13 protein-coding genes are annotated in these 15,257 nt (G+C 43.9%); 10 read left to right on the top strand and 3 right to left on the bottom strand.

Features of this window, described 5'->3' with window-relative positions:
- Positions 1–13: 13 nt before the first annotated feature.
- Positions 14–952 carry an outer membrane protein assembly factor BamD gene (locus ACMXYU_RS15585; protein ID WP_415899411.1) on the bottom strand — a complete coding sequence of 313 codons (939 nt, stop codon included), beginning with the start codon at positions 950–952 and terminating at the stop codon, positions 14–16.
- Between the two features lie 149 nt (positions 953–1,101).
- Here ACMXYU_RS15585 and rluD point away from each other — a divergent pair, with 149 nt between their 5' ends.
- Genes rluD through ACMXYU_RS15570 form a run of 3 tightly spaced genes read left to right on the top strand, consistent with a single transcriptional unit; the run spans position 1,102 to position 3,437 of the window.
- Positions 1,102–2,073 (top strand): 23S rRNA pseudouridine(1911/1915/1917) synthase RluD, encoded by a 972-nt coding sequence (rluD, locus tag ACMXYU_RS15580; protein ID WP_415899410.1) that lies wholly within the window; start codon positions 1,102–1,104, stop codon positions 2,071–2,073.
- Positions 2,074–2,077: 4 nt separating this feature from the next.
- Positions 2,078–2,809 (top strand): peptidoglycan editing factor PgeF, encoded by a 732-nt coding sequence (pgeF, locus tag ACMXYU_RS15575; protein WP_415899409.1) that lies wholly within the window; start codon positions 2,078–2,080, stop codon positions 2,807–2,809.
- A 1-nt stretch (position 2,810) separates the two neighbouring features.
- Complete coding sequence (locus ACMXYU_RS15570) at positions 2,811–3,437, top strand: M15 family metallopeptidase (protein ID WP_415899408.1); 627 nt, start codon at positions 2,811–2,813, stop codon at positions 3,435–3,437.
- 10 nt (positions 3,438–3,447) lie between these two features.
- Here the strand turns inward: ACMXYU_RS15570 and ACMXYU_RS15565 are convergent, their stop codons facing one another.
- Both ACMXYU_RS15565 and ACMXYU_RS15560 read right to left on the bottom strand, forming a co-directional pair.
- Positions 3,448–6,384 (bottom strand): EAL and GGDEF domain-containing protein, encoded by a 2,937-nt coding sequence (locus ACMXYU_RS15565; protein WP_415899407.1) that lies wholly within the window; start codon positions 6,382–6,384, stop codon positions 3,448–3,450.
- Entirely contained in the window at positions 6,377–7,483 is a 1,107-nt protein-coding gene (locus ACMXYU_RS15560) for an FIST signal transduction protein (RefSeq protein WP_415899406.1), read from the bottom strand. Before ACMXYU_RS15560 ends, ACMXYU_RS15565 begins: the two co-directional genes overlap by 8 nt.
- Before the next feature lie 438 nt (positions 7,484–7,921).
- Here ACMXYU_RS15560 and ACMXYU_RS15555 point away from each other — a divergent pair, with 438 nt between their 5' ends.
- The 7 genes from ACMXYU_RS15555 to ACMXYU_RS15525 all read left to right on the top strand — a co-directional run bounded on the left by ACMXYU_RS15555 (position 7,922) and on the right by ACMXYU_RS15525 (position 15,235).
- Positions 7,922–8,893, top strand: coding sequence for a GTP-binding protein (locus ACMXYU_RS15555; protein ID WP_415899405.1), 972 nt, complete (start codon positions 7,922–7,924; stop codon positions 8,891–8,893).
- Positions 8,890–9,243 carry a hypothetical protein gene (locus ACMXYU_RS15550; protein WP_415899404.1) on the top strand — a complete coding sequence of 118 codons (354 nt, stop codon included), beginning with the start codon at positions 8,890–8,892 and terminating at the stop codon, positions 9,241–9,243. Before ACMXYU_RS15555 ends, ACMXYU_RS15550 begins: the two co-directional genes overlap by 4 nt.
- A 226-nt stretch (positions 9,244–9,469) precedes the next feature.
- A complete protein-coding gene (locus tag ACMXYU_RS15545) occupies positions 9,470–10,426 on the top strand; it encodes a GTP-binding protein (RefSeq protein WP_415899403.1) in 957 nt (318 codons plus the stop codon).
- Positions 10,410–10,745 carry a hypothetical protein gene (locus ACMXYU_RS15540; RefSeq protein WP_415899401.1) on the top strand — a complete coding sequence of 112 codons (336 nt, stop codon included), beginning with the start codon at positions 10,410–10,412 and terminating at the stop codon, positions 10,743–10,745. The genes ACMXYU_RS15545 and ACMXYU_RS15540 overlap by 17 nt, the downstream gene beginning before the upstream one ends.
- Positions 10,746–10,909: 164 nt before the next feature.
- Positions 10,910–13,483, top strand: coding sequence for an ATP-dependent chaperone ClpB (gene clpB, locus ACMXYU_RS15535; protein WP_415899400.1), 2,574 nt, complete (start codon positions 10,910–10,912; stop codon positions 13,481–13,483).
- Between the two features lie 290 nt (positions 13,484–13,773).
- A complete protein-coding gene (locus tag ACMXYU_RS15530; protein ID WP_415899399.1) occupies positions 13,774–14,508 on the top strand; it encodes a hypothetical protein in 735 nt (244 codons plus the stop codon).
- A gap of 55 nt (positions 14,509–14,563) precedes the next feature.
- On the top strand, positions 14,564–15,235 hold the full coding sequence (locus tag ACMXYU_RS15525; RefSeq protein ID WP_415899398.1) for a hypothetical protein: 672 nt from the start codon (positions 14,564–14,566) through the stop codon (positions 15,233–15,235).
- Positions 15,236–15,257 lie beyond the last annotated feature (22 nt).

The following is a 15,257-nucleotide window of genomic DNA, read 5'->3' as shown; positions in this document are numbered from 1 at the left end:
ATATTGTTCTTAGTTATTTCTTCTGTTCATCGTCTTCATCATCAAATACACCAAACGTTATGGTGCTGAAGAGAGAACGATCAGGTTTCGGTGCATCAGTACTCTCGTTCATACGAACAGGAGTCGCAACAGGAGGCTCTTTAGTGTCGCTAAACAGGTCAAATGTTGCTGCATCAAATAAGGTTTTCTCGCCTTTAAAAATAGGCGTGTATTGGTAGTTAGGGAAGTTCTTCGCCAATACGGCTTGTGTGTCTGCGGCAAGGTCTTGCTGGCCTAAGTGAGTATAGGCTTCAATCATGACCGCTAATGCATCAGGTACAGCAGGTGTTTCCTGCATATTTTCAATGACGTAACGTCCACGGTTAGCAGCAGCAACAAAAGCTTCGCGTTGGATGTAGTAGCGGCCTACATGGACTTCATAAGCAGCAAGACGGTTTTTAAGGTAAACCATACGCTTTTGTGCATCAGGAGAATATTGACTATCTGGATAGCGGCTAACCAGTGTTGAGAAGCTCTCGAAAGAATCTAGGGCTGCACCTGGATCACGTTTAGTCTCATCAACAGGTAAGTATTGAGTAATCCAGTTAATATCTTGTTCAAACGCAGTCAAACCTTTTAGGTAATATGCGTAATCAATGTTGTCGTGATTCGGGTGCAAGCGGATGAAACGATCAGCTGCTGCTCGTGCGGCTTCAGGTTCATAGTTTTTAAAATAAGCGTAAACCAATTCTAATTGCGCTTGCTCAGAGAAGCGGCCAAATGGGTAACGAGCTTCTAGAAGTTGGAATTTTTCTATAGCTACATCATAGCTCTCGTCATCCAATGCGGTGATAGCTTCTTGATACAACTGCTGTTCAGGAACATCTGGATATTCTTGAATGTCTTCGAACCATGAACAAGCTGCTGTCATTAGGCAGAATAAAGCAACAATAAGACTCTTGGTAATACGCATCTTTATATTAATCCCGGTGTAGTCTCTTGCCCGAACGGTTATACTGGACAGAAAGAGGCTATATGCAATTCAACGGCCTATTTAACCATAACTGATAGGGCCTGTTAACAGACCCAGACATATCAATTAGAAAGTTCTGACAGGTTCGAATGTCTGATCAAATACATTTAGAAGCACGTATCGAAGATGATCTTGTCGGTAAACGACTGGATCAGGCCGTAGCGCAGCTATTTCCCGATTATTCCCGCTCACGTCTACAGGGCTGGATCAAAGATGGTTCTCTTAAAGTTGATGGCGAAGTAAAGCGCCCTCGAGATAAATTATTTGGGGGAGAAACCATCGTTATCGATACTCAGTTGGAGATGATCGAAGATCATCAGCCGCAGGATATCCCACTGGATATTGTTTACGAAGATGATCATATCTTAGTCATTAATAAACCGGCCGGATTAGTTGTGCATCCTGCTGTAGGCCACCGTGACGGTACCTTACTAAATGCACTGCTGTTCCACTGCCCTGATATCGCCCAAGTGCCTCGTGCGGGTATTGTTCATCGTCTAGATATGGATACTACTGGCTTGATGGTGGTTGCGAAGACCATTGCAGCTCAAACGGAGCTGGTCGATCAGTTGCAAGAGCGTTCGATGGGGCGTGAGTATGAAGCTATAGTTCACGGTGTAATGACTGGTGGTGGTACGGTTGATGAGCCTATGGGGCGTCACGCTAAAAACCGCCAAAAGATGGCCGTTGTTGGGGTAGGCAAAGAAGCGACTACGCATTATCGTGTTTTAAAGAAAATGCGTGCCCATACTCATATCCGTTTGAAGCTTGAAACTGGCCGTACCCATCAAATTCGTGTGCACATGTCGCATATCAATTACCCGCTTGTAGGTGATCAGCTTTATGGTGGTCGTTTCCGTCTACCTAAAGGTTGTAGTGATGAGATGATTGAAGGCCTGCGTGATTTTAAACGCCAAGCCCTTCATGCCAAAAAGCTTGAACTTTGGCATCCAGAAACAGGTGAGCTTGTTTCTTGGGAAGTGGATCTGCCCGATGATTTTCAGCATCTGTTATCGCTACTTCAGGCTGACTTAGATGCTCATGCAGATGAAATGGTGTAATTAAATGCAATTGATTCTCCCAGATTGGAATGCTCCCCGAGGGGTAAAAGCCTTTACCACTACACGCTTCGATGGTGTGAGTGGTGGTGCCTATAAAGGTTTAAATCTGGGAGATCACGTAAAAGATGATCCCGAGCACGTCAAACAAAATCGGCAGATTTTGATTGATGAGCTGGGCTTACAGCGTAATCCTCAGTGGCTCTCGCAAGTTCATGGGATTGATATCATCGAAGCTAAAGTTGATGGTGTTTGCCGGGAAGCGGATGGTTGCTGGAGCCAAGATAAAGGCCAGGCATGTATTGTGATGACGGCTGATTGCCTTCCGGTACTGTTTGCTGATGGTGATGGAAAGCGTGTTGCTGCAGTGCATGCCGGTTGGCGAGGGCTGTTGGATGGTATTTTGGAGCAAGCTGTCGGGGGCTTCCAAAAGCCAGAAAATTTGCATGTTTGGTTAGGCCCGGCCATAGGCCCAGATGCATTTGAAGTAGGACAAGAAGTGCGAGATCAATTTGTCGCGGTCCAGGCGCAGGCTAATCAAGCTTTTACTCCTGTCGAAGGTTCGTCAGGGAAGTTTCTAGCAGATATCTATCAGTTAGCCCGTCAAAGGCTAAACTCCGTTGGTGTAAATTTTGTCTCTGGCGGAGAATATTGCACCTATACTGATGCAGAACGGTTTTATTCCTATCGTCGAGATGGTGTTACGGGCCGTATGGCAAGTCTTATCTGGATTGAATAACGTGGATTTAATTACGACTAAGCCCGAACTCTTTGTTGATCTCTTAGATGTCGACTCCAGCATTGTTATCGATCTTAAATATTTTACCGGTGATAACTTTGTGGGTGAGTCAGTTTGCGGTTATCTGAGAGAGACGTGCCTTTTAACCAAGCCTGCTGCGTTGGCTTTACAAAGGGTTCAACACTCACTCGCTGAATTTGGTCTAGGGCTAAAAGTGTTTGATGCCTACCGACCTCAGCGCTCAGTTGATCAGTTTATTGCATGGTGCGACCAAGACGGTGCTAACCCTACGCAGGAGCGATTTTTTCCCACATTGCAGCGTCCAGAGCTTTTCAGTAAAGGGTACCTTATCCGGCATTCCAGCCACACGCGAGGCAGTACGGTTGATCTGACATTGATCGATTTGGATTCCAAGGAAGAACTCGATATGGGGACGGAATTTGATTTCTTTGGCCCAGAATCGTGGTTTGATTCAAACTCGGTATCTGCGCAGGTGCGTGCGAATAGAATGTTACTGCAACGAGTAATGGTCCAGCATGGTTTTGTACCTTTTCATCAAGAGTGGTGGCACTTTACCTTGCAGGATGAACCATTCCCAAATCAGTATTTTGATTTCGAAATAAGCTGATTCGGCTTGTTTATTTCCAGTGCTGGCTCAAATTAAACGTGGTTAGCCAATCGGGGATCAGATCTGCTGGCATCGGTTTGGCGATGCCGTAGCCTTGCGCATGGTTGCAGCCGAGTGCCATTAAACAGCGGCCATGCTCGGCGCTCTCTACGCCTTCGGCTATGACCCCACGATTAAAGGCTTTACCTAGCCCAATTATGCCTTCAACAATTGTTTTGTCTTCATCATCGTCCAGCATATCCATAACAAAACTACGATCAATTTTTACTGTATCTGCAGGAATTTTGCGAAGATAAGTTAGAGAAGAATAGCCTGTACCAAAGTCGTCTAACGCGAATTTTATTCCCAACTGGTGGCATTTATCGATAATGTCGCGGGCTGCACTGACATCATTAAACGCAGTAGTTTCTAATACTTCTAATTCGATCGTTTCTGGCGGAACCTCAGGGTATTTCTCTAGTAGGTCGGCTAATTGCTCTGGAAACGCTGGGTTTTGTAAATGCTCGGCTGAAATGTTGATGCTAGTGGACAGCTCAAGCCCTGCACCCCTCCAAACACGTAGTTGTCGTATCGCTTCATTCATCACCCAAGAACCTAGCTTGGTAGCAAGATCTGGGTTGGTTATATGTGGTAGAAAACTATCAGGAGGTAAAAGGTTAAGCGTTGGATGCTGCCAGCGAATCAACGCTTCCATTCCATAAACTTCACCTGTTTGCATGTTGATCTTTGGTTGGTAAAACAGCACAAATTCCCTATTTATAAGTGCTTCGTGAATTTCATCTTGAGCTTTGTGTTGGTCTTGGGTTTGCCGATCTACAGCAGGGTCAAAAAAGTGATAGCGGTTACGACCTGTTTGTTTCGCAGTGTACATGGCCTGATCTGCATGACGGATCATGGTATCCGCGTCGGAATCATCATCTGGATAAAGTGTCGCGCCTATGCTGGCTGATATCGAGAGATGGCGCTGCTTTATTTGGAAAGGCATTGCCAGAGTTCGGTTTAAATTCGCTAAAATCCCTTGGCAGTGTGTGACATTTTTTAGTTGCGTTAAAATTACAACAAATTCATCACCACCGAGTCGCGCAATAACCTGCTCGGGGCCTAATGTCTTCTGCATACGTTTAGCTGCTTCGACTAGAAGCATATCACCAACATCATGCCCATAAGTGTCATTAATAGGTTTGAATTCGTCTAAATCGATATAAGCAACTGCCATCATCTGTTTGTGCTGCTTGCAGTGTTGAAGTGCTGTTTGTAAGCGGTCAGAGAGTAAAACGCGGTTGGGTAGTTGAGTTAGGGCGTCAAAATGCGCCATTTTTTCTAATTGATGCTGATGCTCTTTCAGCTGTGTAATATCGGAGAAGATGCTTACATAATGAGTGGTATCCCCGTTAGGGCTTTTTACCGCAGCAATATTAAGTAGTTCAGCGTAAATTTCTCCAGATTTATTGCGATTCCACACTTCGCCGCGCCAGTGCCCATTTTGTCTGAGGCTCTGCCACATGGCAGCGAAAAACTCTTCACTGTGATGGCCTGATTTTAATATGCTGGGGGAGAGACCGATAACTTCTGCCGCGTTGTAGCCTGTTAACTGATAAAAGGCGTTGTTTACATCTAGAATGATCCCTTGTTCATTGGTGATCATCACACCTTCGCTGGCATGCTCGAATACACTTGCAGCTAATCTAAGCTGTTGTTCGGTGCGTTTACGTTCAGATATATCGGAAATGAGCGTGACAAAATGATTGATATGCCCCTCTGTGCTCTCTTGTGCACTCATGGCTATCTCTGTATGAACAACAGGTCCAGAGTAGCTAAGTAAACGAATCTCATGACGGATATGGTCTGCACCATCATTTAATAAGCTTTCGCACATCAGGTTAAAATTGGTCTGATCATCTGGATGGATCAATTCTGATAGTGGCGTAATCTGTAGATGTTCCGGTTCGTAACCAAGCATTTCGCAGAGATAAGCGTTGGTTTGGATCCAATCACCATCGGTGGTAATTAAGGCCATACCAATCAAGCCGAGTTCAAAATAGCTACGAAAAATTGCTTCGCTGGTGCTTAACGCTTTTTGAGCTTCATGTAGCTGAGTAATTTCGTGACTAACACCCAACACGCCTACCAGCTCCCCAGAAGTTGATTTCATAGGGGTTTTAGTCGTTTCTAGCAAAGCGCGGTGACCATCGTTGGCAAAAGTTACCCACTCTTGGAAGGTATTTGTTCTATCAATTTCTAGTGTGGTTTGATCATGTTTACGGAAAGAGTCGGCGAGTTCTTTATCGACAAAGTCGTAGTCTGTTTTACCAACTATCTCATGCTCCAGAGCACCAACGAACTCTTCAAAACGGGTGTTGCATGCTAAATAGGTTCCGTTTGGATCTTTAAGCCAAACCAATTCGGGAATAGTGTCCACTAAGGAATCAAGGAATGATCGTTCCTTATGTAGCTGTTTATAGGCAAGGGCACCACCTAAAGCCACAAAAAGCTTTTCGATGATGGGCCTTAACTGACGTAGCTCTTTTTGCGAGAAGTAACTATTGTCTCGTAACAAGCGTACATAACCTAGCGCCCCTAAACGGAATATAGCGGCGCTTCCCTCTGCGCAGTGCTTCTCAGCGAGCTGTTCTGGGGATGCTGTTGCTAAATCGTAGCAACAAAAGTCCTCATCATCTTGAAGTGAAATGGCGGGGTGGTTAAAGGGAAGCTTAGTTTCTTTAGATCTACTATAAGGGAAGGCGAAATAAAGATTATATTCTTGTGCTGATTGAGTAAATTTTTCCGGTAACAGCCATATGCCAAGAAACGTTATTTCACTTTGACGCATAAGGGATGCAGTGAATTCTTGGCATACCTGATCAGGGTCTAGGCTATTTCCTACAGCCAATGATAATTCGTACATCCGCTGTATATCAGACCTTAAGTCTGTTGGAGCTTTACTCATAGAAACTGCATATGCCGAAGGTTTTGTTATAGAAGTTTACCGGACGCTCGCCGTTACTTGCTATTTCACCTAAGGCTAATATACCGGAGACATCCGTGCCTGGGTTTATTTGGTTTACTTGCTCATAAACTGTGCGCAGTTCTGCTGGAAATTGACTATCGAGTGCTACTGTTCTTGATAAACAATCACAGACTAAAACCCCAGATGTGTTGTTTGACATGGTTTCTTCAACCGCTTCTCGCGCGGCTTCAATGAGGTTTTCTGGGGTGCCTTCTACAAGGTACATAAGTGCCCCCTGGGGAATGTCTGATAAAAACATTACGTCATTACTGCCGCAAAGAGCTATTGGGTCTCGAACCACATCTTCTGCACCAGGGTGTTCAACAGCAAATGGGTATCGAGGTGTAACATCTTTGTAAAAACGTTCAGCCGGAGTCCCTTGCAGTTTAGAGGGAAGGGAATTCCGGTAAGCTGTCTCCGCATCTTCCCAATCTAGTTCGTGGAGGACGTTACCTGTGGTTCTGCTAGCAACAAATGGTCCTGAATGTCTAACCCAACCGTGTTTTGCAATGCTGCGACTAGGTTGGTCGATAATAGCAACTAATGCTGCGTCTATTTTTGTGCCCCAAGGCCCAAAAATACAGGCATCGGCTTTTAGTTCATGATTTCCTGCACCGGCACCAAAGTAGCTACAGCGTTTGCTATAGCGGTTATAAAGTTGGTTAAGCAGGTTGTCGATTTGTGGGGATAAGCAATCAACCAGGGTTAGGCAAGTAGCGCCCTCTTCAGGAATGTCATTGTAACTGGGTAGGTTAGAAATTTTTTCTTCTTCCGAAGGCATCGGCAAAACAATGGGAGTGCCTAGACAGCTGACTTTAATAGCTAACGCGCCCTCGTAGAGCATGCGCTTGCCGTGGATTAAACCGGGGAATACTGCGCCAAAGAATTTGCACTGTATAAGGTTAAGTTGTTCGACTAAGTTATCGAGATCATCTTGATGCTTATCAGCAAGAAAAATTAACCAATGCTCTTGATCCTTGAGCGTTTCGCCTCCGATTGCAGAAACAAGTTCTGAAATATCATTAAACCGGATGTACATCTCACACCTTACTTTTTTGTATTTATTATTCAGGTAGTAAAGAACCCATTAATATACTGAGAAGGTTGTTATTGCAATTACCTGTTTTGAGTAGGGGTATGACCTGTTTATAGCCTAATGCTTCCTCTACATCTAACAATGGAGTTCAAATTTTCTAATTTCAGATGAACTAGCAACGGAATTGGTATGGTGACCTTTTATGTGAGATGTAAGTCTGGTTTGTGCAATAGTGCGGATAAAGTAAGTGATTAGAGGGGAAGTTATCCTGCTGGAATGGTTGAAACTTTCGTGGTTTCGGCTAAGAATTAGTTAATTACCAATCTATCCAATCAAACCCTGTAACGGCGGTTTTTGTGGCTAGTGCGATGCTGCTGAAATGGCAATCTTTGTACAAGGGTTTATTGCTCAAATAGCTTTATAGAGCACTGAGGGATTTAGATGTCTGATTATAAAGTTTTATTTACCGGTTCTGTCTGTTCAGGGAAAACGACAGCAATCCGCTCGTTGAGTGATATTGAAACTGTAGATACGGATGCGAATGTCAGTGATTCAGCCATTCGCAGAAAGCAAAAAACCACCATAGCTATGGATTATGGGATACTGGAATTAAACAGTACGTCTAAACTGCATCTTTATGGCACGCCGGGACAAGAGCGTTTCAAGTTTATGTGGCAGCTTATGATGAGTGATTTGGTGCATGATGCCGAAGCGCTGATCCTCATGGTGGACAATACCCGTAACGACCCTTTCAAAGACATTCGTTTCTATGTCGAAGAATTTCGCGACTTTATTATTCGTCGTCGTTTGATTATTGCTGTGACTCACTCCGATATAGAAAGTGATCCTGATCATAATTATTACATGAGTGAGTTAAAAGCAATGGGGCTCTTTACTACCGTTGTATTTATTGATGCTCGAGACCCCTCATCAGTCTTAAATATTGTTAAAGAACTGGTGGGCAGTCTAGAAAAAGGCATTGATTGGGAAGGCATGAGCAAACGTCTTGAGGTTAACAGTACAATGCCTGATTCTGATGATGATCTTGTTGAAGGAAAGAAACCAGAATCTCAAGCCATTGATAATGTATCTCTTATGGATGCAGCAATGAATACGCGGGGGATTACAGGAGCCATGCATCTGGGAGCTGATCGTAAAGTGCTCAGCGCTAGTGTTAGAAATCAAAGTAATAAAGAACTACTTCGTTCCATGGTTAATCTTGTAGCTGCTTTGGAAAATAAAGCAGCTTTTATGGGGCGTATAGACGATCTAGTATTATGTGGGCCTAATCAAGAAACTTTATCAGTATTCGTTGAAAGGGAGCAGGCATTGGGATTGTGTTCTGATCGAGGTCTAAGTCTGAATGTGGTTAAACAGCAAGCGTCTGATCTATTGCAGTGGAGCCATCAATGATTGAGCTACTGACTCAGGTTGATAAGCCTGGGGTTATCGAGTGTAGTATGGTGCTAAGCGGCAAAGAGGTTGTCGCTTCCAGCTTCCCAGCTGAATATAAAAACCATGCGACTATAGGAAAACAGGCTTTTATTTATGTGTTTTCTAATGTAGCAAAAATGCGAACCAAACATAATGAATCTCATCTTGAGATAGGTGATCGCCGCATTAGTGGCTATCAATTAAAGCCAGGATTGATTTTGGTTTGTCTGTCGGCGAAAGACTCTAATATTGCGCTGGTGCGAAAGCATATTCGAGAAGTGCATACTGCTTTTCTTCGGGAACAAGTAGCAAAGAAACTGGAGTCCTAAAGCCTTTCTTTCTTGTATAAGCATAGAATGTTCATGATTGAGTCTGATCAATCAATAGCCTAATGTCGACTTTATAATAATTGTCATTTTGCGCTGCACAATAGATGCTTGAGTTGCAATCTGCTCAGACTGAGCTGGTTGTATAAGTAGAGGAAATTTTTAGCTGAGGCTCAAGTAGCGAGTTGTAAACTACAGTTACCTTCTTATCTAGACAAGGAAAGCGTGCATGCAAAACTACAAGATCCTTTTCACAGGGTCAGTGTGTTCAGGTAAATCTACAGCTATTCGATCCTTAAGTGATATTGAAACACTAGATACCGATGCGCGTGCCAGTGATGTTACGGTTCGCCGTAAGAAAAATACCACAATAGCTATGGATTACGGTGTACTGGATCTGCACGATCAAGCGCGTGTACACCTTTACGGCACTCCAGGCCAAGAACGCTTCCGCTTTATGTGGGAAATGTTGGCTTGTGAATTTGCCCACGATGCCATTGGCATGGTTTTGCTGGTGGATAACACTCGAAAAGACCCTTTCCGCGATATCCGTTTTTACGCAAAAGAGTTCCGTGAGTATATCCAAAAGCGTCGTTTAATTATTGCGGTGACTCACTCCGATGTAGAGCCAAATCCTTCAATTCAAGATTATCAGGCGTGTGTTAGGGAAATGGGATTGATGGCAACGGTGATGTTTCTTGATGCCCGTGATCCCCGTGCTGTTTTGGGGGTTGTTGAAGAGTTAATCTCTGCGGTAGAACTTAATGTCCAATGGGATGAGCTTTGTGATCGGCTGCTGGGTAACAATGGCTTCTCCTTGGATTTTTATAAGCCAGTTTATGAAGAAACCCTGCTTGACGCTGCAATGAATAAACGTGGTGTATTAGGGGCTATGCACCTCGATGAAAATCAAGAGATTCTCTGCTCTAATATAGATAGTAAGTCTCGTAAAGCACTACTTAAAAGCGTCAATAAGCTTTCCAAAGCGTTGGCGGAAAAAGCTGCATTTATGGGGGAGGTCAGTAACGTTGTTGTAGCTGGCCCTAAAGTCCAAACCCTTTCTATGTTTACCGACCAAGAACAGGCACTTTGCTTATGTTCTGATAACGAAATATCTCTACCGGTACTGCGCCAGCAGGCGAGTGATTTGCTGCAATGGAGTAAAGAAAATGACTATCTGGCGTGAAATGCAGGAGCGAGAGTTAATCTTGCAAGGCTGTCTGTTGTCGTCAGGTGCCGTAAAAGTATCTACTTTCCCTGCTGAATATAAGAAACATTTAGCAGTTGCTAAGCAGGCATTGCTCTACATATTTAAGAGCGCAGCGCAAAATGATGATGGTTATGATGAAGCGCATATGGAAGTAGGGGACCATCACTACAGTGGCTATCAGCTAGATGCAGATACCATATTGATCTGCTTTTGTGACTCTGATGCTCGACAGCATTATTTAAGAGAATATATAGACGAAAATAAGCAGCGATTTTTAGATCTGCTACCCTCATGATGCTTGTCTATTTTATATAAGTTCTGTCTAATTTTTGACCGCTTAGCCCTTGAAGCTGTTCTAACTTGTCCCCATACCTCTGTTATACCGATAACCTAGTATCCAAAAACAGCACGCTGTTGTGTTGTCAGATACAGGTTCTTTAAAAGCTATGTGGAGGTTGTATGCGTCCTGATAAATTTACATCCAAACTTCAAGAAGCGTTGGCTGATGCTCAATCATTAGCGGTTGGGTTAGATAATAACTACATAGAACCTATTCATCTTTTAAGTGCATTGATTGATCAGCAAGGAACAGTAGCGTTGCTAGAACAAGCGGGTGCTAATGCTCATGCACTTAAAAATCATGTTGATCAAACCGTTAGGCAATTACCTAAAGTTCAAAATCCTGATGGTGAATTGCGTTTCTCACAGGATGTGGCACGGGTTTTCAACAAAGCAGACAAACTTGCCCAGCAGAAAGGCGATCAATATATCGCAAGTGAATTGATTCTATTGGTTTTAGCTGAAGATAAATCCAGCGCGGGTAAATGTTTAAAAGATGCGGGTGTTATCCCGCAAAAGCTAGATCAGGTCATTAATCAAATTCGAGGAGGGGAGTCAGTGCAGGACCCCAATGCAGAAGATAATCGTCAGGCTTTGGATAAGTACTGTATTGATCTTACTGAGCGCGCAGAAGCAGGCAAACTAGACCCTGTCATCGGACGTGATGACGAAATTCGCCGTACCATTCAGGTCTTACAACGTCGTACCAAAAATAACCCAGTGCTTATTGGTGAGCCTGGTGTAGGTAAAACGGCCATCGTTGAAGGCTTAGCTCAACGAATCGTGAATGGCGAAGTGCCGGAAGGGTTAAAGCGTAAGCAAGTTTTATCTCTAGATATGGGTGCATTAATTGCGGGTGCTAAGTTCCGTGGAGAGTTTGAAGAGCGCCTTAAAGCGGTATTGAACGAACTATCCAAACAAGAAGGGCAAATTATCCTCTTTATCGATGAACTGCATACCATGGTTGGAGCGGGCAAGGGTGAAGGCGCAATGGATGCGGGTAATATGCTGAAGCCCGCATTAGCTCGTGGGGAGCTGCATTGTGTTGGTGCGACTACCCTTGACGAATATCGCCAATATGTCGAGAAAGACGCTGCCCTTGAGCGCCGTTTCCAGAAAGTCATCGTTGATGAACCGGATGAGGAATCAACGATTGCGATTCTTCGTGGCTTGAAAGAACGCTACGAAGTGCATCACGGTGTTGATATTACCGATTCTGCGATTATTGCTGCAGCTAAGCTATCGCAGCGTTACATCACAGATCGACAGTTGCCGGATAAAGCTATTGATCTGATTGATGAAGCTGCATCCCGTATCCGTATGGAGATGGATTCTAAGCCGGAAGATATGGACCGCCTTGAGCGTCGCCTGATCCAGCTAAAAATGGAGCGCGAAGCACTTAAAAAAGAGAAAGATAGTGCCGCGCAACAGCGCCTAAAAGAGCTAGAAAGCACCATTGCTAATGTCGAAAAAGAGTTTGCTGACCTAGATGAGGTTTGGAAAGCAGAAAAGCTGGCGCTGCAAGGTTCGCAGAAGATAAAAGAGGCGTTAGATCAAGCACGTATCGAACTTGAAAAGCACACTCGCTCTGGCGATCTGCAGAAAATGTCAGAACTTCAATATGGCAAAATCCCTGAGTTAGAAAAACAGTTAGCTGTCGCTTCAGAAGCGGAAGAACAAGGGCAGCAGGAAGCTAAGCTTCTACGTAACAAAGTCTCTGAAGAGGAGGTTGCAGAAGTTGTAGCACGCTGGACAGGTATCCCTGTTAGCAAAATGCTGGAAGGTGAACGTGAAAAGCTGCTTCGAATGGAGCAAGCCCTGCATGATCGGGTTGTCGGTCAAGAAGAGTCAGTTATCGCTGTGTCTAATGCGGTACGTCGCTCTCGCGCAGGTCTAGCTGACCCCAACCGTCCTAATGGCTCTTTCCTTTTCTTAGGCCCAACAGGTGTGGGTAAAACGGAACTATGTAAAGCGTTAGCTAGCTTCCTGTTTGATACGGAAGAAGCGATGGTGCGTATCGATATGTCCGAATTTATGGAGAAGCATTCAGTCGCACGTTTGATTGGTGCGCCTCCAGGCTATGTGGGCTACGAAGAGGGGGGGTACCTTACCGAAGCTGTGCGACGTAAACCTTACTCTGTACTGTTGCTAGATGAGGTAGAGAAAGCCCATCCTGATGTCTTCAATATTTTACTACAGGTGCTGGAAGATGGGCGTCTGACCGATGGCCAAGGCAGGACTGTTGATTTCCGCAACACCATTGTAGTGATGACATCGAACTTGGGCTCTGATCTGATTCAGAACTTTAGTGATGATGACGATTACCAGCTGATGCAGAGTGCTGTTATGGAAGCGGTTGGTACGCACTTCCGTCCAGAAGTAATTAACCGAATTGATGAAGTAGTAGTTTTCCACAGTCTTAAAAAAGATCAGGTGGCCGGTATTGCCAAGATCCAACTGCAGCGTTTGCAGAAGCGTCTCGCCGAACGTGATCTAAGCCTGACACTAACCTCAACAGCGATGGATAAGCTGGTGGATGTTGGTTTTGAACCTATCTATGGTGCTAGACCGTTGAAACGAGCGATCCAGCAGTGGATTGAGAATCCGTTAGCGCAGGAGATACTCTCTGGTCGTTATGTACCGGGTACTGAAATTGCGGTTGATGTTGAACAAGGCAGTTTTGTTTTTCGTTGATCCGCAGATTTAGTTGTATTTTAGAAGAAGAGCCAGCTTTTTAGCTGGCTTTTTTATGGGAGTCCCTTGTCTGCTTAAAAATTAGGCGGCGTAAGTTGATGGGTATTATACATAGTCTTTTCGCGGCTAAAGGTTTATTGGGAGAGGTCGATATCCTTGGTTGAATTGGCAAGAATAGATCTGGTTAATGTAAAGAAAAACAAATGATTTAAACGACTGTTTGGCTGTTATTTGTTCATTAGTGTATCCTCGAACAATAACTGAATTAGTCAGATTGTATAGGGGGATCTGTGAAGTATCAGTTGGTTGTTTGTATTGTTTTAAGTTTGAGCGTTTTTTCCGTAACTAATGCCAAGGCCGCAGTGACAAAAGATGTATTAGATTCAAGTATTCAGTACAGAGTTATACCGTTAAGTGTAAACCTTTCGAAACAACCCCAAGCTGGTTTCTACAATGGGTACGCTCATCCTTTATTAAAAAACCTTGCAGAGAGAAGTATCTACCGTATTAAAAACGGTGAAGAACTGAGAGGCTTTTATAAATATGAAGGCAGGATTAATTCCTCGGATCGTAGAAAAACAATTCTAGGTTTTAAAAAAGAAGAGGGGGCCCAATGGGGCTATCTCACCACAAGTGTAGCTCCTCAAAGTTCAGCTAATGCCTTTGTGGTACAGAGTGATAGACGAGACCCGATTTATGTCCTTGTGCTTAAGGGAGTAAGGATCTGTCTGGTCAGTAAGGCTTCAGGTTTACCTGTTTGGGAAAACGGAAAGTGGGTGTTTGCTGGCAAACCTGGGTATTTCGAGTGTACTGGTTCAGCCCGAAGCAGTATTTTTAAAGGTAGCTTTGAGTTTCCTCGATTACTAGGCCCTTATTATTCAGAGGGAGATACTGTTTTAACTTTTAGAAAGCCGAATGAGCTCAAGAAAGTCATTGTATCCCTGAAAAGGCAATTTCCTGTGCTGACGGTCCCTGCTTTACCTAACTATAAAGAAGCTCAGCATTTTGTATATCGTACATATTGATCATGAAGGGTAACACTTCTAAAGTGTAGTTTGATCATTGACTGGGAAAACTACAGTGAGAATATTAACGATTTTACTTTTAGTTGGGATTTTGTCTGCTTGTGCGGGGAAAACAGTACAACAGGCTCCGACAGTTCAACCAGAGCCTCAGCCGATTAGTGTTCCTTATTCTATTAATTATTCCTCTTCTCCTGTAGCTGATTATTTGCAGCCTCTAATTTATAACCTTTCGTTCGAGCCTTATTATGATTTGGTTAATCCTAGAAGGATAACGAATAGTTATGTTTTTGACGGGCAAGTCGATGATACGGATCCCAGTAAACTTGTCTTTGCTTATAGATCAAAGTTTGATGATAGTTGGGCTTACGTTACCAGTGGAATAGGTAGGTCGCCGGTGGCCAACATAATTTCTTTTAGCCATCCTAACTTTGGAAATGGTTATGCTTTGGTTCTGCAGCAGGTTAAGGTATGTCTGGTTACGCAGGCTTCAGCACCTCCTTTATGGAGAGGAGGGAAATGGATATTTCCAGTTCAGCCAGGGTACTTTGAATGTACTGGTCTTACGAATAGGTCGATCTTTAAGGTTGGATATGGTTTGCCGGGAGCTTTGGGCCCTTACTTTGGAGATAAGGATACTATTCTGGTCTTCAAAAATTTGGGGCAGCTACAGCAAATCTTAGTTTCTTTGAAAGCTCAGTTTCCGATGTTGAGGATCCCAAATGTATAGTTATCGAGAGTCGTTCTAGTCG

It is taken from the genome of Neptuniibacter sp. QD48_11 (assembly GCF_047778095.1).
GTDB lineage: Bacteria > Pseudomonadota > Gammaproteobacteria > Pseudomonadales > Balneatricaceae > Neptuniibacter.
The sequence above is the reverse complement of the archived record's forward strand: the minus strand, read 5'-3'. Positions and strand labels throughout refer to the sequence as shown.

Coding starts and splice junctions, on each gene's coding strand:
- clpB (WP_415899400.1), top strand. CDS start 10,910: ATGCGTCCTGATAAATTTACATCCAAACTTCAAGAAGCGTTGGCTGAT.
- ACMXYU_RS15555 (WP_415899405.1), top strand. CDS start 7,922: ATGTCTGATTATAAAGTTTTATTTACCGGTTCTGTCTGTTCAGGGAAA.
- ACMXYU_RS15550 (WP_415899404.1), top strand. CDS start 8,890: ATGATTGAGCTACTGACTCAGGTTGATAAGCCTGGGGTTATCGAGTGT.
- ACMXYU_RS15540 (WP_415899401.1), top strand. CDS start 10,410: ATGACTATCTGGCGTGAAATGCAGGAGCGAGAGTTAATCTTGCAAGGC.
- ACMXYU_RS15565 (WP_415899407.1), bottom strand. CDS start 6,384: ATGAGTAAAGCTCCAACAGACTTAAGGTCTGATATACAGCGGATGTAC.
- ACMXYU_RS15585 (WP_415899411.1), bottom strand. CDS start 952: ATGCGTATTACCAAGAGTCTTATTGTTGCTTTATTCTGCCTAATGACA.
- ACMXYU_RS15545 (WP_415899403.1), top strand. CDS start 9,470: ATGCAAAACTACAAGATCCTTTTCACAGGGTCAGTGTGTTCAGGTAAA.
- ACMXYU_RS15560 (WP_415899406.1), bottom strand. CDS start 7,483: ATGTACATCCGGTTTAATGATATTTCAGAACTTGTTTCTGCAATCGGA.
- rluD (WP_415899410.1), top strand. CDS start 1,102: ATGTCTGATCAAATACATTTAGAAGCACGTATCGAAGATGATCTTGTC.
- pgeF (WP_415899409.1), top strand. CDS start 2,078: ATGCAATTGATTCTCCCAGATTGGAATGCTCCCCGAGGGGTAAAAGCC.